Annotated in this window: 19 protein-coding genes; 10 read left to right on the top strand and 9 right to left on the bottom strand. The window is 72.2% G+C overall.

Translation table 11 applies throughout. The features are described 5' to 3' along the window. Positions 1-22: 22 nt before the first annotated feature. The 3 genes from VF092_20235 to VF092_20225 all read left to right on the top strand — a co-directional run bounded on the left by VF092_20235 (position 23) and on the right by VF092_20225 (position 3,751). Positions 23-208: a hypothetical protein gene (locus VF092_20235; GenBank protein ID HEX6749632.1), complete on the top strand. Its 186-nt coding sequence runs from the start codon at positions 23-25 to the stop codon at positions 206-208. Between the two features lie 748 nt (positions 209-956). Continuing rightward, on the top strand, positions 957-2,042 hold the full coding sequence (locus VF092_20230) for a branched-chain amino acid ABC transporter substrate-binding protein (GenBank protein ID HEX6749631.1): 1,086 nt from the start codon (positions 957-959) through the stop codon (positions 2,040-2,042). Further along, positions 2,039-3,751 (top strand): methyl-accepting chemotaxis protein, encoded by a 1,713-nt coding sequence (locus VF092_20225; GenBank protein HEX6749630.1) that lies wholly within the window; start codon positions 2,039-2,041, stop codon positions 3,749-3,751. The genes VF092_20230 and VF092_20225 overlap by 4 nt, the downstream gene beginning before the upstream one ends. A gap of 231 nt (positions 3,752-3,982) precedes the next feature. Here VF092_20225 and VF092_20220 read toward each other — a convergent pair whose 3' ends face one another. The 6 genes from VF092_20220 to VF092_20195 all read right to left on the bottom strand — a co-directional run bounded on the left by VF092_20220 (position 3,983) and on the right by VF092_20195 (position 8,548). Continuing rightward, entirely contained in the window at positions 3,983-4,477 is a 495-nt protein-coding gene (locus VF092_20220) for a hypothetical protein (GenBank protein HEX6749629.1), read from the bottom strand. Continuing rightward, positions 4,474-5,967, bottom strand: a complete 1,494-nt coding sequence (locus VF092_20215; GenBank protein ID HEX6749628.1) for a M56 family metallopeptidase — start codon at positions 5,965-5,967, stop codon at positions 4,474-4,476. Before VF092_20215 ends, VF092_20220 begins: the two co-directional genes overlap by 4 nt. Further along, complete coding sequence (locus VF092_20210; GenBank protein ID HEX6749627.1) at positions 5,960-6,358, bottom strand: BlaI/MecI/CopY family transcriptional regulator; 399 nt, start codon at positions 6,356-6,358, stop codon at positions 5,960-5,962. The genes VF092_20215 and VF092_20210 overlap by 8 nt, the downstream gene beginning before the upstream one ends. 293 nt (positions 6,359-6,651) lie before the next feature. Beyond that, positions 6,652-7,491 (bottom strand): pentapeptide repeat-containing protein, encoded by an 840-nt coding sequence (locus VF092_20205; protein HEX6749626.1) that lies wholly within the window; start codon positions 7,489-7,491, stop codon positions 6,652-6,654. A 236-nt stretch (positions 7,492-7,727) separates the two neighbouring features. After that, positions 7,728-8,189 (bottom strand): Smr/MutS family protein, encoded by a 462-nt coding sequence (locus tag VF092_20200; protein HEX6749625.1) that lies wholly within the window; start codon positions 8,187-8,189, stop codon positions 7,728-7,730. 65 nt (positions 8,190-8,254) lie between these two features. After that, positions 8,255-8,548, bottom strand: a complete 294-nt coding sequence (locus VF092_20195; GenBank protein ID HEX6749624.1) for an HU family DNA-binding protein — start codon at positions 8,546-8,548, stop codon at positions 8,255-8,257. Between the two features lie 105 nt (positions 8,549-8,653). Here VF092_20195 and VF092_20190 point away from each other — a divergent pair, with 105 nt between their 5' ends. Further along, positions 8,654-10,015 (top strand): GAF domain-containing sensor histidine kinase, encoded by a 1,362-nt coding sequence (locus tag VF092_20190; protein HEX6749623.1) that lies wholly within the window; start codon positions 8,654-8,656, stop codon positions 10,013-10,015. An 84-nt stretch (positions 10,016-10,099) separates the two neighbouring features. On the opposite strand, the gene VF092_20185 is transcribed toward VF092_20190, so the two are convergent. After that, positions 10,100-10,456 carry a hypothetical protein gene (locus VF092_20185; GenBank protein ID HEX6749622.1) on the bottom strand — a complete coding sequence of 119 codons (357 nt, stop codon included), beginning with the start codon at positions 10,454-10,456 and terminating at the stop codon, positions 10,100-10,102. 168 nt (positions 10,457-10,624) lie between these two features. Here VF092_20185 and VF092_20180 point away from each other — a divergent pair, with 168 nt between their 5' ends. The 4 genes from VF092_20180 to VF092_20165 all read left to right on the top strand — a co-directional run bounded on the left by VF092_20180 (position 10,625) and on the right by VF092_20165 (position 15,367). Then, a complete protein-coding gene (locus VF092_20180; GenBank protein HEX6749621.1) occupies positions 10,625-11,365 on the top strand; it encodes an HAD-IB family phosphatase in 741 nt (246 codons plus the stop codon). Between the two features lie 352 nt (positions 11,366-11,717). Further along, complete coding sequence (locus tag VF092_20175) at positions 11,718-12,815, top strand: aminotransferase class V-fold PLP-dependent enzyme (protein ID HEX6749620.1); 1,098 nt, start codon at positions 11,718-11,720, stop codon at positions 12,813-12,815. Continuing rightward, on the top strand, positions 12,812-14,410 hold the full coding sequence (gene serA, locus VF092_20170; GenBank protein HEX6749619.1) for a phosphoglycerate dehydrogenase: 1,599 nt from the start codon (positions 12,812-12,814) through the stop codon (positions 14,408-14,410). Before VF092_20175 ends, serA begins: the two co-directional genes overlap by 4 nt. Before the next feature lie 357 nt (positions 14,411-14,767). Beyond that, positions 14,768-15,367: a hypothetical protein gene (locus VF092_20165; protein HEX6749618.1), complete on the top strand. Its 600-nt coding sequence runs from the start codon at positions 14,768-14,770 to the stop codon at positions 15,365-15,367. Between the two features lie 108 nt (positions 15,368-15,475). Here the strand turns inward: VF092_20165 and VF092_20160 are convergent, their stop codons facing one another. Both VF092_20160 and VF092_20155 read right to left on the bottom strand, forming a co-directional pair. Further along, a complete protein-coding gene (locus VF092_20160; GenBank protein ID HEX6749617.1) occupies positions 15,476-16,246 on the bottom strand; it encodes a prepilin peptidase in 771 nt (256 codons plus the stop codon). An 8-nt stretch (positions 16,247-16,254) separates the two neighbouring features. Next, positions 16,255-17,034, bottom strand: coding sequence for an RNA methyltransferase (locus VF092_20155; GenBank protein ID HEX6749616.1), 780 nt, complete (start codon positions 17,032-17,034; stop codon positions 16,255-16,257). A gap of 63 nt (positions 17,035-17,097) precedes the next feature. Here VF092_20155 and VF092_20150 point away from each other — a divergent pair, with 63 nt between their 5' ends. Next, the gene (locus tag VF092_20150; protein ID HEX6749615.1) at positions 17,098-17,934 is read left to right on the top strand and encodes a M48 family metallopeptidase; all 837 of its coding nucleotides are present in this window, start codon (positions 17,098-17,100) and stop codon (positions 17,932-17,934) included. Beyond that, positions 17,931-18,773: a M48 family metalloprotease gene (locus VF092_20145; GenBank protein HEX6749614.1), complete on the top strand. Its 843-nt coding sequence runs from the start codon at positions 17,931-17,933 to the stop codon at positions 18,771-18,773. Before VF092_20150 ends, VF092_20145 begins: the two co-directional genes overlap by 4 nt. Positions 18,774-18,939: the final 166 nt, after the last annotated feature.

Genomic DNA, 18,939 nt, shown 5'->3' with positions numbered 1-18,939 from the left:
ACACCGGTGGCCGGCGGGCGGCGTGACCCCGTTCCGGCGGCAGCCCCCCGGCCGCCGGGACGGGCCCGCGGGCAACCTGTGTCGGAGTCTCGACAGCCGGTGCTCCCCGCCGGCCGCCGGCGACACCCTCCCCGGCGACGACGAGCAGTGGAACAAGCTGGTGCTGGCCGCCGCGCTCGACCCCGACGAGCTGTGGAAGTACGCCTGACCGGCCGATCTCCATCTCTCGAAACACGAAAGCTCTGCCAGCCCGGCGGGGCTTTCGCCGTTTGTACCACGTCCGGGGAAGTATTGGTGCGTCCAACCCATTCTCGTGCTGACGAGATGATAGATCCTTCGGCCTGCAAGCGCTTGCGCAGACGCTGGTTACGGTCTGGCCGGCCTCAGGATGACGTCAGCGTGGGATCGGTCCCGCCGCATCGACCGATTCCCCAATTCCGTATCGAGGGGGATGGGAGATTGAAGCGCGGCGGGAAGAGCGTGCCGGCAGTTCGCGCGTGGAAGCACGGGCGGCGCCGTTCTGCGAGAAACACTTGATTCGGCAGAGGGACACGGTGGCGCACCGATCCGTACGTCTTGGCCGAAACGTGCGCGGCGGACGGACGCGCGCAACCTGCGCTCCGGCAAGGCGTTGACAGGACACCCCTCGCCGCCGTAGCATTCCCGACCGGTCACTCCTTCCAGTGCCCGCTCTCCCCGAAATCGCAGGACGGCGATGCCGCTCGCGTGCCGTGCCCCGCGCACGAGCGAAGCGGCCCGCGCGCGTGACAAATCCGTCCGCTGGAAACACCCGGCGACGTTGACAACTCCCCGACAGCGCCCGTAGTATGCGACGTTCTCACCTTCCCCGGCTTCCCGGCCCCGACATGCCCCACCCGCCCTCTGGCCGCGCGGCACGCCCGCGGCACCCGGCACGCCATCGCGCTGCGCTGGCGGCGCCCCTGCTGGTCCTTGCCGTGGCTTCGTGCCGCGGCGGAGGCGGCGGGCAGGTGACGTTCGCGCTGGCGGGGCCGCTGAAGCAGGCGTACGGCATCGCCACGCGGCAGGGCGCCGAGCTGGCGGTGAAGGAGATCAACGCGCGGGGCGGCATCGGCGGGCGCACGCTGGTGCTGGTGCAGAAGGACGACGACGCCGACGCGCACACCGCCATCTCCATTGCCGCCGACCTGGTGCGCGACGCGAACGTCGTCGCCCTGGCGGGGCCGGTGAACTCGGGGACCACGATCGCCGCGGCGCCGATCTACAACGGCCAGTCCGACAGCGTGAAGGGCGCGCTCCCCGGGCTGGCGACGACGGCGACGTCCCCCGCCGTCAGCCGGCTGGGCGACTGGACCTACCGCGTGGCCTCGTCGGACTCGGCCAACGCCGTGGCGCTGGCCGCCACGGCGCGGCAGCTGGCGCCGACGGTGGCCATCATGTACACCAACGACGACTACGGCCGCGGGCTGGCGGGAAGCTTCCGCGACGCACTGGAGAAGGGCGGCGGGCGCGTGGCCGAGTACGACCCGTTCAGCGACTCGACGGCGGACTTCGGCCCGTACCTGAAGCGGATGCAGGGCCGCGGGGTGCAGGTGGTGTTCATCGCCGGGCTCGACGCGGCCGGCGCGCGCATCATCACCCAGGCGCGGCAGCTGGGCCTCGCGGCGCGCTTCATCGGCGGCGACGGGCTCGTGCCGCTGGCCACGCAGGGCGCGACGTACGAGGGAACGCTCGTGGGCCTGCTCTACCACCCCGCCGCGAGCGACCGCGCGCAGGCCTTCGCCGCGGCGTACCGGCAGGCGTACGGGAGCGACCCCGACCCCTTCGCGGCGGCGGCGTACGACGCGGTGAAGCTGCTGGCCGCGGCGGCCGCGGCCAACGGCCCCACGCGCGAAGGGATCCAGCGCTATCTCCACACGCTCGGGCAGCAGGGCGGCGCGCCGCCGTTCCAGGGCGCCACGGGCGAGATCCGCTTCGACCGCAACGGCGACCCCGAGCAGAAGGCGTTCGCCGTGGGCGTCATCCAGAACGGAACCATCCAGCTCAACAAGGTCTCTCGATGAGCACGATTACCCGGCCCGGCTTCTTCCGGTCGATCCGGGACCGCCTGATCTGGGGCGGCGCGTTCCTGGTGCTGCTGATCACCCTTGGCGCCCTGGGGAGCCTGCTGACGGTGAGCGGGCTGACCCGGCGCATGGACGAGCGGCTGCAGAGCCTGCGGCGGTCGACGGAGATCGGCAGCTCGCTGGAGTCGCTGATCCTGAACCAGATCGCCGCCGGCGAGCGCTACCTGGTGACGCCCAGCCCGCAGATCGCCGAGCAGTTCAGCAGCCTGGGCCGGCAGGCGCACGAGCAGCGGCGCCAGTACAAGGACCTGCAGGACCTGACGCCCGCCGAGCAGCAGGAGATCGTGAAGGTCGAGGGGCTGCACTCGCGCATCGAGGTGGAGTACGCGCTGGCGCACGCGCAGCGCGACATCGGCGACACCGAAGGCGCGCTCGGCCGGGTGGCGGCCATCCGCCCGCAGACGCAGGAGCTGCAGCAGGAGATCCGCAAGATCAGCGCGGCGCAGGCCGAGAAGGTGGCCACGGCGTCGGCCCAGCTGCGCGAGCGGGCGCGGAACACGGAGCTGGGCCTCGTCGCCATCGGCGTGATCGCCGCGCTGATCGCCGCCGGGCTCGTCTTCACCACCATCCGCAGCATCACCCGGCCGCTGAACGAGCTGGTGACGGCGGCCGAACGGCTGGGCGAGGGCGACCTGCGGGTGAGCCTGAACGGCAACATGACCGGCGAGTTCGCCTCGCTGGCGGGCGCGTTCAGCGGGATGGCGGGGCAGCTGCGCAACATCGTGAGCGAAACGGTGTCGACGGCCGAGCGCATCTCCACCTTCGCGTCGGACCTCTCCTCCATCTCCGAGGAGGTCGCCGCGTCGTCGGGCGAGGTGGCGACGGCGATGGTGGGAATCGCCAGCGGCGCGGAAAGCCAGAGCCACGGCCTGCAGGCCACGCAGGAGGCGCTGGACGAGATGAAGCACCGCACGCAGGAGATGTCGAACGCGGCGCGGATGGTGAGCTCGCTCACGCAGCAGATCTTCGAGACGGCCACGCGCTCGCGGCAGGAGGTGTCGACGGCGCTGGCGCGGCTGGTGGAGATCCGCGACGTGGTGCAGGCCAGCGCCAACCAGGTGACCGAGCTGGAGCAGACCTCGCTGCAGATCGACCGCTTCGTCGAGACCATCACCGGCATCGCGCGGCAGACCAACCTGCTGGCGCTGAACGCGGCCATCGAGGCGGCGCGCGCCGGCGAGCACGGGCGCGGCTTCGCGGTGGTCGCCGAGGAGGTGCGGAAGCTGGCGGAAGGCTCGGCGCGCGCGGCGCAGGAGGTCGCGCAGAACGTGCACGCCATCCGCAGCCGCATCGAGGGCGTGGTGGGCACCATGTCGCGCGGGCAGGAGAAGGTGGCCGACGTGGAGCACGTGTCGAAGGGCGCCGACGCCGCGCTGGAGCAGATCCTGGCCGCGGTCGACGGAGTGCGGATGGCGGCCGACCAGGTGGAGGACGCGGTGACGCGCAACGGCGCGGCGATGGAGGGGGTGGAGATGGCGGTGGCGGAGGTCAGCGGCACCAGCGAGAGCCACGCCGCCAGCGCCGAGGAGGTCAGCGCCGCCGCCGAGGAGCAGAGCGCCGCCACGCAGGAGATGTCGGCCAGCAGCATGGAGCTCCTCCACAGCGCCGAGCGCATGCGCGAGCTGGTGAGCGGCTTCCAGACCTGAACCGCGATCTCCATCCGCAAGACGACGAAGCCCGTCCGGCGCGCTGCCGGGCGGGCTTCCAGGTTTTCGGGAGATGGAGCCGGTGCCGCGGCGAGGGGAACCGGGCGAATAAATTCGCAGCAACAACCACACGAAGTCCGCCTTCGCGGACTACAGGCTTCGGCTCAGCCGGGGAGTTCGGTGCTCGCGACGAGCGTCAGCCCAACTCAGCACTCAGCACTCAGCACTTCCTCACCGCACCCGGCGCATGTCGTAGATGACGGTGCGCTCGGGGCGGGCCTGCGTCGCGGGGTACCAGAGCACCGCCGTCCACGCGTCGCGGTTCACGTAGCGGAACTGGTACCAGTTCGGGCCCGGCCGCTGCGGCGCGAAGGTCACCGAGCGCGCGTCGATCCGCGACGCAGCCGTCCGCTCGTCCGGGCCCAGGCGGCCGCCGCGCAGCGCGAACCGCGTCGCCTCCGTCGCCCGCGCGAAGGTCGAGTCGGCGAACGACTCCACCACCAGCGTCGAATCGTCCTCGAAGCGGTAGCGCTCGTAGAACGGCGCCTGGTGTGCCCCCGTCCCCCGCCAATCGCCCACGATCCACCGCAGCCGCGCGAGGTCGCCGACCGTGACGCGCGCGGGCGTCGGATCGCGGAACGGCGGCGAGACCATCGGCGGATCGCAGGCCGCGGCGGTGGTCGCCGCGGCCAGGATCGCGCCGGCCAGCATGCGCCGCGCGGTCATCGTCCCACACCCGGGCCGCGGTACGCCGGGAGACCCGCGACGGGGCCGAGCAGCGCGGCGGCGTAGGCGCGGGTGTCCGCCTCGGGGCCGTCGCGGTCGATCTGGCGCGGACCCTCGTAGTAGGCCTGCACCGCACGGGTGACGTTGCCCGGGTAGCGGACGAGCATCCGGTGCAGGTAGCGCAGCCCCAGCCGCAGGTTGGTGTCGCGCTCGAACAGCTGGCCGCGGGTGATGCCGGGCTGCAGCGAGCGCGCGGTCGGCAGGATGATCTGCGTCAGCCCGATCCCGCCCGGCCCCGCCTTCCGCTCGTCGAAGCGGCTCTCCGTGTGCACCAGCCGGAACGCGAGCTCCGCGTCCACGCCCTCGCTCCGCGCCGCGCGCTGCACCGCGTCCGCCAGCGCGGTGGAGATGCCGAAGCGCGCCGCGAACGACTCCTGCCGCGCGGGAGATTGGGCGACGGCGGGACCCGCGGAAACGCCGGGCATCCAAGCCGCCACCGCGGCCACGCCCAGGAGCGCCGCGACGGCCCAGCGGCGCACGCCGCGCGGCTCGGGCGCGCGGTCCAGCAGCCGCTCCACGCGCCGCACCAGGCTGGCGCCGCCGCCCGAGATCGCCGCGGCGGCCAGGGGCGCGCGGGCGGCGGGCCACGACGCGACCTCGGCCAGGCAGCGCGCCAGCGCGAACGCGCCGGTGTGCCGCGCCGCCCACGCGTCGCACTGGTACTCGGCGGACTCGCGGAGGCGGCGGACGCACAGGCGGAGCAGCGGCTGGAACCAGAACACGCCCGCCAGCGCCGACGCCGCCCACAGCCAGAGCGGGTCGCCGCGCAGCAGGTGCGCGACCTCGTGCGCCAGCATCGCCCGCCGCTGCTCGTCGTCGAGCCGCGCGGCCGCCGCGCGCGGGACGCAGATCTCGCCGCGCAGCACGGCCACGGGCGACGCGAGCGCGGCCGAGCTGGTCAGCCGGATGCGGCGGCGCACCCCGGCCGCCGCGCACACCTCGCGCAGCGCGATCGCGAGCGGATCGCCGTCACCCACCCACGTCCTCGCGAGCCGCCGCGTGAAGCGCAGCCATCCCGCCCCGAACCGCGCCAGCGCGATCCCCGCGCCCGCCAGCCACGCCAGCACCACCATCTCCGTCCATCTCCATCCCCCCAAACCGCTCGATCGACGGGGGATGATGGCATCGGCGACAGGACGCCCGGCTCGCGGGATGGAGATCGGGATCGCCGGCGATCGCGATACCATCGCCGCCGACGACGAGACGTGCGGCGCGGCGATGCTGGGACGCAGCTGCGCGATCGTCGTCGTCGCCAGCGCGCCGGCGAGGGCGAGCTTCCACAGCATCTCCCGCGCGCCCTCGCCCACGCGGCGGCCGCGCGAGGCCAGCCACGCCGCACCGAGCAGCACGGTGGAGTGGATGCCGTACGCCAGCAGCCACGCGGCCGCCGCGTCCACGAACGTCGAGTACGCCGATCCGGGCTCACCCATCCTGCCCCTCCTTGAGCTCGCGTTCCCGCTGTTCCACGAGCGCCCTGATGCGCTCCAGGTCCTCCGCGCCCACCTCGTCGCCGCCGAGCAGGTGGCTCACCAGCGCGGTCACGTCGCCGCCGAACAGCCGCGCCGCGAGGCCGCCGACCATGCTGCGCCGCACCTCGGGCTCGGTGACGCGCGCCCGGTAGCGGTGCACGCGCCCGTCCGCCCGCCGCGCCACCACGCCGCGCCGCTCCAGCCGCGTCAGCAGCGTCGCGACAGTCGTCGGCGCCAAGCCACGCTCGTCGAGCAACGCGGCATGGATCTCCTGCACCGTCGCCTCGCCGCGATCCCACAGGACGCGGAGGACGGCTAGCTGGAGATCGGTGAGCTCGGGTGCGTCGGTCATGCGGCTCCCGCGGTGAAGTGTTTATCTACATCTGTAGTACTACGAGTGTAGAGAGAAGATGTCAACCCCTTTGGGGATCGCTGACAGGCGGCTGAAGCCGCGGCTACAGGAGATGGGAAGCCTCGCAAACAGCGCGAGGCTGGGCGGCGCGGTGATCGGCCACGGCTCGCGGGCGCAGGTGACTCCGTGAGGAAGCTGCAGTTCTCTGCTGACTCTGCTGACTCTGCGTGAGAAAAAATCCCCCGTCGGCAAGCGCCGGCGGGGGAAGTCGGGGAGTGATGCGGAGCCCGGCGTCAGGTCACGGCCGGCGCGCGGTAGTTGTAGCTGCCGGTGAAGTCGGCGCCCTCGACATCGGCGCCGTCGAGCGAGATGCCGTCCAGGTCCGCGCCGGCGAACGAGGCGCCGCGCAGGGAGGCGCCGCGCACCACCACGCCGTCCAGCTGCGCGTCGCGGAGGACGGCGCTGGAGAGGTCGGCGCCTTCGAGCACCGCCCCGGCCAGGTTCGCGCGCACCAGCGACGCCCCGCTGAAGTTGGCGCCGCGGCAGGCGGCGCGCACCAGGTCGGCCTCGTCGAGGTTGGCGCCGGAGAGCGTGGCCTCGTCGAGCTGCGCGTGGCGCAGGTTGGCGCCGCGGAAGCGCGCCCCGCCCGCGTGCACGCCGCGCAGGTCGGCATGGTTCAGCCCCGCCTCGTCGAGGATGGCGCCCGTGAGCGTGGCGCGGTGCAGGTTCGCGCGCGTCAACTCGGCGCCGGTGAGGTCGGCGCCGGACAGGTTCGCCTCGGCCAGCGTGGGCGGGCTGAAGGCGCCCGTGCGCACGCAGTTGGCGTCGCGCAGCGTGGCGTTCTCGAGCGTGGCGCCGGTGAGGTCGGCGTTGCAGAGGAGCGCCCCGGTCAGGTTCGCCCCGGTCAGGTTCGCCTTCGTCAGGTTCGCGTCGCGGAGCTTGGCGCCGCTCAGGTTGGCGCCCTCCAGGTCCATCCCCGACAGGTCGGCGCCGGTCAGGTCCAGCCCGGCCAGCGAGCGGTCTTCGCCCGCCAGACGGCGCTCCACCTCATCGCGCGCCAGCCCGCGCGGGGCGGCGATGGGAGGAGAGGGGTCGGGGCGGAACACCGAGATCGCACGATCGAGGATCCCCATGACGAACCTCCGTTGTGGGCGCGGAAGCCCCGCGGCTCCGGGCGGCCGACGATGTGAAGGGACGCGGCATCCAAGCTACGCACCGGCATCCCCCTGACAAGGTTTTTGGAAGGATGCGGGTACGCCGCCAGCCTGCCGCAAGAAACGCGCGACGGCGGCGCGCGGGGGCGATTTTCGGCTTGCGCGGGAGGCGACGGGCGGGCTAGCTTCGCGGCCGGTTCCGGAAGACGAAACGCTCAGCCCTCTTCCGCCTCCTCGATGCGGCGGGCCTCGGCGCGGACCAGCGCGGGCGTGGGGGTGATCCCCAGCTCGATCAGCGCCTCCTCGGCCCGGCGGCGGAGGTCGGGCGCCATACCGCGCAGGAGCGCCGCGTCGGCGGACGGCGACGAGGCGGCGGGGGCGGGGCGGAGCTCGACGCGGAATCCCCCGCCGCCGTCCACCCCTTCCCAGCGGGCGACGATCCCGCCGACGAGGGACGCGAGGAGATCCTCCACCTCGCCGCGGACGACGGGGAGGCCGGGCGAGCGGTTGCCGCGGCCGGTGACCAGGATCACGGTGCGGTCGCCGGCGGCGGCGCGGGCGCGCAGCCACGACTCGGCCCGCACCCGCGCCTCGCCACCGGTGTGGCCGTGCAGGTCGAGGAGGGGGTGGATCGTCCCCCGTGCGTGGGGCTCGCGAGGTCGCTTGCGGCGCGCCATGGGTGCGGATGCGAAGAGAGCCACGGCCGTGGCCGTGGCTCTCCGGGCTGCCGGGAGAGAGGGGATCAGCTCCCGCTCCCGAACGAGTCCTTCAGGCTCTTGCCGCCGCGGAACACGGGGCTGGTCGACGCGGCGATGTTGATCTCCTTGCCCGTGCGGGGGTTGCGCCCCTTGCGAGCCTCGCGCTTCTTGGCCTCGAAGCTGCCAAACCCGGTGATCTGCACCTTGCTGCCGCCGCGCAGTTCCGAGGCGATGATGCCGTTGTCGACCGAGAACAGCGCATCGATGGCGCGAGACGCCTCGGCGCGGCTCAGGTCGGCACGGCTCGCCAGGGCCTGGACTAGTTCGGACTTGTTCACCGCGGAGCTCCTGTAGAGAGGGTGGAAATCGGCGAAATCCCACAAACGGCTACGCCGTTCGCACCTACAGTAGGAGCCGCCTCCCCTCCCGTCAAGAGACGCCCAGTGGCCGAAAATTCAGTCGCGGCGCCGCTTCCCGCGGCCGACACCCTGCTGCGCGAGGTGCAGGCTGCGCGCGAGATCGCGCACGCCTTCCTGACCGCCGCCTCCCCGACCGAAGTGTATCGTCTTGCGCTGGAACGCGTTTCGCCGCTGGTGGGCGCCGCGTTCGGGTCGGTGTACCTGCGCGAGGAGGGGTCGATGCTGCGCCTGGAGGCCGCCTGGAACTGGCCGCCCGAGTACGCCGCCTTCCTCGGCGACATGCGCGTGCGCCTGGGCGCCGGGCCCACCGGAGTAGCCGTCGCCGAGGACCGCGTGGTGGAAGTGCACGACGTGTTCGCCGATCCGGCGCTGGAGGACTGGTGGGAGGTGGCGCGCGAGCTGGGCTTCGCCGCGTCCGTCTCCCTCCCCCTGGAGCTGGACGGCCGGCCGGAAGGGGCGATCACCTTCTACTTCCGCGACGCCGGCGCGCCGCGTCCGCACGACCGCCATCTCCTCCGCCTGGTCGCCGACCAGCTCAGCGCGACGGCGGAGAAGGCGCACCTGATCGAGGACCTGCAGCGGGCCAATGCGCTGCTGCGGCTGCAGAACGTGGAGCTGGAGGCGCGCTTCCGCGAGGCGGAAGAGGCGAAGCGGCTGCGCGGCGAGCTGCTGGCCAACGTCTCGCACGAGCTGCGCACCCCGCTCACCGCCATCCTGGGCTACGCCTTCCTCCTGCGCGACGGCGGCGGGCTGACGCCCGACCAGGCGGCGCAGGTGGGGCGGATCGAGGAGGCGGGAACGCAGCTGCTGCGGCTGATCGAAGACCTGCTCGACCTCAACTCGCTGCAGCTGGGGCGGATGGAGCCGCAGCCCGAGACCTGCGACGCCGTCGCCCTGCTGCGCGCGGCGACCTCGGGCATCACCCCGCCGCCGCACCTGGAGGTGCGCGTGGTGGCGCCGGACGCGACGGTCCCCGTGCGCACGGACCCCAGCCACGTGCTGCGCATCCTCCGCCATCTCGTCTCCAACGCCTGCAAGTTCACGCGCGAGGGGACGGTGACGCTGCGGGTGCGGATGGCCAGCGGCTCGCCGTGGAGCGACGAGGCGCGCCGCACGGGCGACGCGCGGCATCTCGTCGTCTGGGAGGTGGAGGATACGGGGATCGGGATGGCCGAGGAGGAAATGGAGCGGATCTTCGACGAGTTCCGCCAGGCCGACGGCTCGGCCACGCGGCGCTTCGGCGGGGTGGGGATCGGGCTCGCGCTCAGCCGTCAGCTGGCGCGGCGCCTGGGGGGCGACATCACCGTGCGCTCGGAGCCGGGGAAGGGCTCGCGCTTCGTGCTGGCGCTGCCGGCGGGGCGCGGGAGGATCGAGGGAGAGGGGTGACGGTCCGAGCGGACACCCCCGCCCGGGCGCCGCGCGCGCAGGGGATCGGATCGGCGCCGGTCCCCCGCGCGCCCGCGTCGCGCCCTAGGCGGAGTACGTCGCCCCCACGCGTTGGAAGCAGGCTGCCATCGCCGCGACGGCCTCCTTCGTCTTCGTGTCCATGTCCGCTACCTTGGCGCCCCAGGTATCGAGCGTGTGGTTGGCCAGGTTGACCTGCTCGCCGGACCGGAAGGACCCGCTCTTGGGAAGCAGGCTGGTGAACCTCATGTCGTTACCATTGAGCTCGCTGAATTCGTGAACGTGAAAGTTCTCCCGTCCTCCTTCCGCCCCTCGCTTGTAGATGAAGACGTCGTTCTTCAGGGGGTTGCCGTCGTACGCCATCCCCGCATCCTTCAGATAGTCCGTGTACTTGCTCCATTGGGCCATCGTCATGGTGTACATTGTGTCTGCTCCGGTCGAAAGTGATCGCCATCGAAGTCGTGCGGATCCCCGCGCATCAATAGTCCGCGGCCCAGCGTCGCGCAACGGAGACGTAGAGGGCCGGACTCGTCCCTGCCCGCGGGCGGGGACGCGCTTCGTCACCGCGCCGTCCGGGCACGGGAATAGGCCGTGACCATCGCTTCTCACGGCTTCGCCTCCGTCGTCTTCGACTGCGACTCGACGCTGGCGCGGATCGAGGGGATCGACCAGCTGGCCGGGCCGTTCCGCGACCGGATCGCCGCGCTGACGGACGCGGCCATGCAGGGCGCGGTGCCGCTCGAGGACGTCTACGGGCGGCGGCTGGAGATCATCCGGCCCACGCGCGCGCAGGTGGAGGCGGTCGGCCGGGCGTACGTGGACGCGCTGATGCCCGACGCGCGCGAGGTGGTGGCCGCGCTCATGTGGCTGGGGAAGACGGTGCGCATCCTCTCCGGCGGCCTGCGCCCGGCGGTGGAGGCGGCCGCGCGCGCCCTCGGCCTCCCCGCCGAGGCCGTCACCGCCGTGGGGATGGAGTTCGCGGACGACGGCACGTACGCGGGGTTCGACACCGCGTCGCCGCTGGCGCGGAGCGGGGGGAAGACGGAGGTCATCCGCGGGTGGCATCTCCCCCGCCCCTCGCTGCTGGTGGGCGACGGGGTGACGGACCGCGAGGCGCGCCCCGCCGTCGACGCGTTCGCCGCCTACACCGCCGTCGTGCACCGTCCCGCGGCGGTCGACGGCGCGGACTTCGTGCTGCGCGGCGAGAGCCTGGCGCCGGTGCTGTCGCTCGCGGCCACGGCGGCCGATCGCGCGCGGCTGGCGGCGAGCGAGTGGGCGGACCTGCTCGCGCGCGGCGACGCGGCCCTCGCCGTGGCGGACGCCACGCGGTAGACTGTCGGCCACGCATCCCGGTCCGCCCCGCCCGGAAATTCGGGTAGGGGCGGACTGCCCGTCATACGGGTTTCGCGCGCCCCGCCGCCGCGCCAGAATGTCGGGTCCGCGGCTTCATCTTCGTCCCCCCACCGCTGTTCGGGCGACGGTGCGGGACGGCGATGTTCGTGCGGCGACTGGCGATAGATCCTTCGGCCTGCGACTTACGGCGCGGACGCGGGTTCGGTCTGGCCGGCCTCAGGATGACGTCGCACGCGGAGCGGATGTCGGCCACAAGCCGAACAGCCGAACAGCTTACTGGGCACTGGGCACTGGGCACTCGGCACTGGGCACTGGGCACTTTGATTCTCGAATGACCGACTTCGGCCGATTCTTCCTCCCGGGACCCACCGAGGTCCGCCCCGAGGTGCTGCAGGCCATGACGCGGCCGGTGATCGGGCACCGCGGCAGCGAGATGTCGCGCATCCTGGCCGAATGCGACCCCGTGCTGCGCGACCTCTTCCGTACCTCGCGCCCGGTCTACGTCGCCTCCTCCTCCGCCACCGGGCTGATGGAGGGCTCGGTGCGCAACGGCGTGCGCGCGAAGGCGCTCTCCCTGGTCAACGGCGCGTTCTCCCGCCGCTACCGCGACCTCGTGGCCGACTGCGGGCGCCAGGTGGAGACGTACGAGGTGCCGATGGGGCGCTGCCACGACCCCGACCAGGTGTTCGAGCGTCTCCGCGCCGGCGGCTTCGACGCGGTCACCGTCGTCCACTCCGAGACCGCGACCGGCGTGCTCGACCCGCTCTTCGAGATCGCCGAGGCGGTGCGGCGGGCGGAGCGCGAGACCGGCGAGGAGATCCTCGTCCTGGCCGACGGCGTCACCAGCGTCGGCGGCGCGGTGGTCGAGTCGGAGGCGTGGGGGCTGGATTTCGTCCTCACCGGCAGCCAGAAGGCGATGGCGCTGCCGCCGGGGCTCGCGTTCGGCACCGCGTCGGCGCGGATGATGGCGCGGGCGGCGACGCTGACGGGGCGCGGGCAGTACTTCGACCTGATCGAGTTCGACGAGTTCTGGAAGAAGCACCAGACGCCGAACACGCCCGCCATCTCCCTCATCTACGCGCTGGCCGAGCAGTGCCGCCGCATCCGCGACGAGGGGGTGGACGCGCGCGCGGAGCGGCACTGGCGGATGGCGCGCCGCACCTGGGAATGGGTGGCGGAGCGCGGCCCCGCGTGGGGGCTCTCGCTCTTCGCGCCGGAGGGGTGCCGCTCGCCGACGGTCACCTGCATCGGCGTGGACGGGCCCGTGCCGGCGCCGGAGATCGTGGCGCGGCTGAAGGCTGGAGGATGGACGATCGGTGGCGGCTACGGGCCGCTGAAGGAACGGACGATCCGCATCGGGCACATGGGAGACCACACGGTGGACGAGCTGGACGCGCTGCTGCGCGCGATCGAGGAGGTGCTGGGATGACGGACCGCTTCCGCGTGCTCGTCACCGACGAGGTGGACCCCGAGGGGCTGGCCGTCCTCCGCGGCGATCCGCGCATCGAGGTCGTCGAAAGGCCGACGCGCCCGCTGGCCGAGGTGCTGGAGGAGATCGGCGAGTACGACGGCTTCATCGGCCGCAGCGCCACCCGCGTCACCGGCGACCTGCTGCGCCGCGGCACGCGGCTGAAGGTGATCGGCCGCGCCGGCGTGGGCGTGGACAACATCGACATCCCCACCGCCACGCAGCTGGGGATCGCGGTGATCAACGCGCCGGGGGGGAACACCGTCTCCGTGGCCGAGCTCTTCTACGGCGTGGTCATCTCCCTGGCGCGTCACATCACCAACGCCGACCGGTCGATGCGCGAGGGGCGGTGGGACCGCTCGAAGCTGGGGGGGATCGAGATCCGCGGGCGCACGCTGGGGATCGTGGGGCTGGGGCGGATCGGCAGCGAGGTGGCGCGCCGCGGCCGCGCGTTCGGGATGAACCTGGTGGCGTACGACCCGTACGTGGGGAACGCGCGCTTCGAGGAGCTGGGCGTGGAGCGCGCCGAGCGGCTGGGCGACCTGGTGGAGCGCGCCGACGTGCTCACCGTCCACACCCCGCTGACGCCCGAGACGAAGGGGATGATCGGCGCGGCGGAGCTGGCCCGGCTGCCGCGCGGCGCGTTCGTGCTGAACCTGGCGCGCGGGGGGATCGTAGCCGAGGACGCGCTGGTCGAGGCGCTGCAGTCCGGCCGCATCGGCGGCGCCGCGCTGGACGTTTACGCCGGCGAGCCGCTGGCCGCGGACAGCCCGCTGCGCAGGCTGGAGAACGTCGTCCTCACCCCGCACCTGGGCGCGTCGACGTCCGACGCGCAGCGCAGCGTGGCCATCGAGGCGTGCGCCGCCGTCCGCGACGCGCTGGTCACGGGCGACCTGTCCGCGGCCATCAACGCGGCCGGCGTGGGCGGCGCCGCCTGGGCCGATCTCCGCCCGCTCCTCAACCTCGCGGACCGCCTGGGGAGACTGGGACGCGCGCTCCTCCCCGGCCCGCTCAGCAGCCTGGAGCTGCGCTACGCGGGGAAGCGCGACCAGGCGCCGCGCCCGCTCCTCCTGGCCGCGCTGATGGGGGCGATGCGCGACGTCGTCGACCGCAACGTGAACCTGGTCAACGTCCATCATGTGGCGAGCGAGCGGGGGATCGAGACGGCGTTCACGCGGGTGGACGGCCCCGGCGAGGTGGGTGAGGAGGTGGAGCTGCGGCTGGAGGGCGGCGACCGCAGCATCCGCGTGGGCGGCGCGATGCTGGGCGACGTGCAGGGCCGCATCGTGCGCATCGGCGCCTTCCGCGTGGACGTGGCGCCGCGCGGGAACATGGTGGTGCTGCGCAACCGCGACGTCCCCGGTGTGATCGGGCGCGTGGGCACGCTGCTGGGCGAGGCGGGGGTGAACATCGCCGAGTACCACCAGGCGCGCCTGCAGGTGGGTGGCGAGGCGCTGGCCGCCATCACCGTCGACGGCCCGATGCCGAAGGATGTCTGCGACCAGCTGTCCGCCCTCCCCGAGATCCTGGACGTGCGGCAGGTGGACATGGAATAGTGCGTGAGTGCGAAAGTGCGAAAGTGCGAAAGTGCGTGAGTGCGTGAGTGCGTTCGCGGACGAGACGTCGAGCCGCGGGACTGGCTAGCGTGCGGCCGCGGCATCGCGCCCCCCACCCCGCGCTTCGCGCGACCCTCCCCCCAAAACCGACTCGGGGGAGGGTTGTTCGTTGGAAGCCCGTCGCGCGCGCCGAGCCCTCGACCGAGCCGTCGCCGGTAGTCCGCGAAGGCGGACTTCGTGTGGTTGTTGCCGCGGTTTCAACCGCCACCCAAAGCCGACACTCAGCACTCAGCACTCAGAACCCAGCACTCCCGTCCGGCCCGCTCCTTGCTACCTCTCGCTCCCGCAGAACATCTGTTGAAACGCCTGTCACGCGAGGGCGACATGGGACTCCGGGAGTGGATCCGGAAGCGGATGGCCGACACGGTGGACGACGAGGGCGACTCGCCGCCCGTCGCGTCGCTCGTGTACTCCGTGCTGGGGAAGGACGAGGAGGCGGCGCACGCGCTGGGCGAGTTCACCGCCGAGACGTATCCGGGCCAGCTGGCCAACGTGCTGCGCCGGCGCCAGGACGTGGCCGCCGAGCTGATGCGCATCGGCATCGGCAGCCCGGAGGCGCGCCGCGCGGCCATCCCGCGGCTGCAGTACCTACTGCGCAAATACCCGCACCCGCTGGCCTACGAGGCGCTGATCCTGGCGTTCGTCGAGCAGAAGCGGTGGGACGAGGCCAAGGGCGTGGCCTTCGCCGCGCGCGAGCGGCGCTGGGAGGTGGAGCACTCGCCCTTCCCCGAGATCCGCTCGGAGGTGTCGCGGCTGAAGGCTTGGTCGCCCGAGGACGTCGACGACCTGCGCCGCGAGTCGCTCGGCGAGCTGGTGACGCCGGGCGTGCCCGTCCCCACGGCGGCGGCCGCGCCGGTCGTCACCGTCGACCCGGCCATCACCCCCGCGCTGGGGTAGAATCGTACCAGGAGATGAAAAGCGCCCGTCGGTGACGATCCCGGCGGGCGCTTCGTATTTCTTATAGGTGGCGTGACTGGCATCCCGGCGTCGATCAATCCTCAATGCTCATCTTACGTAGACGAAATGTGTTAGATACCAGTCAATGATTGCACGTCCCCAAGGCTCACAGATCCCAGCTCCGATCGCTAGAAAGATTCCAAACGGTACGCGCTTCTTCGTCTTCAGGCTGATTGGGCCGAAGACAATACTGCCGGACAACGCACCCAAAAAGATCGTCAGCAACACGCCGGGCGGACCCAGGAAAGCGCCTACCATTGCCATCATTTTGACGTCTCCGCCGCCCATCGCGGGTTGCCGAAAGATGGCTTCACCAAGCACCATAACGATCCACAGCAGCACGAAGCCGAGCAGCGCGCCCAGGAACGACTGCAGCGGGTCGATCCCCCCCGGCGCGAAGGAGAGCGCCAGCCCGATCGCCAGCCCACCGAGCGTGAACTGGTCGGGGATGATGTAGGTGCGCGCGTCGGTCAGCGCGATCCCCAGCAGCAGCGTGAAGAAGAGCGCCGACGACAGCGCCTGCCAGGTGAAGCCGTGGCGGAGGACGGCCGCCACCCAGAGCGACGCCGTCGTGAGCTCGATCAGCGGGTACTGGATGGAGATGCGCTCGCCGCACGCGCGGCACTTTCCCCGCAGGAGAAGCCAGCCGACGACCGGCAGGTTGTCGTGCCAGCGGATGGGCGTCCCGCACGCCGGGCAGCGCGAGCGCGGACGGACGACCGACTCGCCGGCGGGCCAGCGGTACACGCACACGTTGAGGAACGAGCCCACGCACGCCCCCAGCAAGGCCGCGTAGGCCCACAGCAGGATGTCCGGCATCTATCGGGTCAGGTCCTGAGCAATTCGTGGAGGAGGATGGCCCCCGCCGCACCCACGTTCAGCGACTCCGCGCGCCCGCGGAGCGGGATCCCCGCCTGGAGATCCGCGTGCGCCAGGGTCGCGTCTCCGACCCCTGCGCCCTCGTTCCCCAGCACCAGCGCCGCGCGCGCGGGCGGGGGAGAGGGGAGCGGGGGCGCGCCGACGACGGAGGCGATCACGGTCACCCCTTTCGCGGCGAGCCACGGCACCGCTTCGTCCCACCCGGCGGGGACGACGGGAAGGCGGAAGGACGAGCCCATCGCGGCGCGCACGGACTTGGGGTTCCACGCGTCCACCGTCCCCGGCAGGGCGATGACCCCCACGGCGCCGAGCGCCTCGGCGGTGCGGACGAGGGTGCCGAAGTTGCCGGGATCCTGCACGGCGTCCATCATCAGCACCACGGCGGGCTCGGCACCCATCCGCAGCGCGTCCAGTCCAAAGCGCGGGATCTCGGCGACGGCCACGATCCCCTGCGGGTGCTCGGTGCCGGCCAGGGCGCGCAGCTCGCGGTCGCCGGTGTCGCGTAGCGCGACGCCCTGCGCCGCCAGCATGCGGCGCAGCGCGGCGCCGCGGGGGGTGTCCTCCAGCGAGGACGAGGCCACGGCGAAGCGGACCGGCAGCGGCGACGCGGCCAGGTCCTCGACCGCGCGGACGCCCTCGGCCACGAAGAGCCCCTCGGCGTCGCGGTGCCTGCGCTCCGCCAGCGAGCGCAGCAGGCGTTCCTCGCGGCGGCTCAGCGTGGTCGGCATCTGGTCCGCAACTTGCCTTTCCCTTCCCCCCGAACGGACAACCCCCAGCCCATGGAGAGCGTTATGAGTCTTCGACTTACAAGCCTCAGGGCCGGCGCGTTCGCGCTGGCGCTGGGCGGCGCCGCGACGGCCGGCGGATGCGCCCCGGCGGTAACGACGCAGCAGGAGCAGCAGATCGGCGCGCAGTACTCGCAGCAGGTCAACCAGCAGCTGCCGCTGCTGCGCGACTCGTACACCAACCAGTACATCAACCAGCTCGGCCGCCAGATCGCCGCGCAGGCCGACCCGCGGGGGATCCCGTACACGTTTTACGTGGTGAACTCCGACGTTGTCAACGCCTTTTCCATCCCCGGCGGCTACGTGTACGTGAACCGCGGGCTGATCGAGCGGGCCGACAACGTGTCGCAGCTGGCGGGGGTGCTGGGACACGAGATCGCGCACGTGGTGGAGCGCCACTCCATCACCCAGATGCAGCGCGCGCAGAACGCCAACACGCTGCTGTCGGTGCTCTACGGCGTGCTGCTGCGGCGCAACCCCAGCGGCGTGGAGCAGGCGGGGATCCAGGTGGGCGGCGGCGCGGTGTTCGCCGGCTACAGCCGCGACGCCGAGCGCGAGGCCGACCACGACGCCATCATCTTCATGACGCGCGCCGGGTACAATCCCAACCAGCTTCCCCTCTTCTTCGAGAAGCTGATGTCGCTGGAGCGCAGCCAGCCCAGCAAGATCGAGAGCTGGTTCGCCACGCACCCCGGCAGCCAGGAGCGGGTGACGGCCACGCGCGCCGAGATCGCGCAGACGCCGGGCGCCAACAACCCGCGGCTGGTGACGGACACCCGCGAGTTCCAGAACTTCCGCGCCCGCGTGCGCTCGCTGACCCCGGCCCCGCAGGACCGGCGGTGAGTGCCCGCGCCGGCGGCACGCGGGCCCGCCTGGCGGCGCTCGCGCTGCTCTCCCTTCCCGCGCTGGCGGGATGCGTGAACGAGCAGCGCGAGCAGCAGCTGGGCGCGCAGATCGCGGCCAACATCAACGCCCGCGTGCCGCTGGTGCAGGACGTTCCGCTCAACCTGTACGTCAACGACCTGGGCCAGCTGCTGGCGCGCCACAGCGAGCGGCCCAACCTGCGCTACCACTTCTACATCGTCGACACCGACGCGGTGAACGCGTTCGCGCTTCCCGGCGGCTACGTCTACGTCGACCGCGGGCTGATCGCGCGCACGCGCAACGTCAGCGAGCTGGCCGGCGTTCTGTCGCACGAGATCGCGCACGTGGCGCTCAGGCACGGCGCCAAGAACCTGCAGCGGCAAATGCGCACCAGCTCGATGTCGACGGTGCTGTACCGGACGATCCTGGGGCGCGACCCGCTGCTCGACCAGCAGGCGCTGCAGCTGGGGAACCAGCTCTGGAGCGCCGGGCACTCGCGTGCCGACGAGGCCGCGGCCGACAGCGAGGCGGTGCGGTACATGCTGGCCGCCGGGGTGGACCCGCGGGGGATGCTCTCCCTCTTCCAGGGGTTGATGGTGGAGGAGCGGCAGGACCCGCATATCGAAACGGTGGAGTGGTTCGACACGCATCCCAACACCCAGCGGCGGCTGGTGGCCACCGAGGCCGTCATCGCGCGGATGATGCCCAGGCCGGCGCCGCGGCTGGCCATCAACAACGCGTCGTATCCGCTCTTCCTGGCGCGGATGGCCATGCTCCCCCCGTCGCCGCCGATGATCCCGATGCAGCCCGTGCACTGAGGCGCGGCGTCAGCAGAAAAGAAAATCTCACGCAGCAGGCGTTCGACAGCACCGTTTTACACGTTGGCCATAAGAGGTTGAACAGCAACAAGATACAACAAGACCCCGTCGGACGCGTGTACAACGCGTCCGGCGGGGTCTGAATCGAGGCAAGTGCTTACACAGG

The organism is Longimicrobium sp., from assembly GCA_036377595.1.
Classification (GTDB): domain Bacteria; phylum Gemmatimonadota; class Gemmatimonadetes; order Longimicrobiales; family Longimicrobiaceae; genus Longimicrobium.
This window is presented reverse-complemented; position numbering and strand designations above follow the sequence as displayed.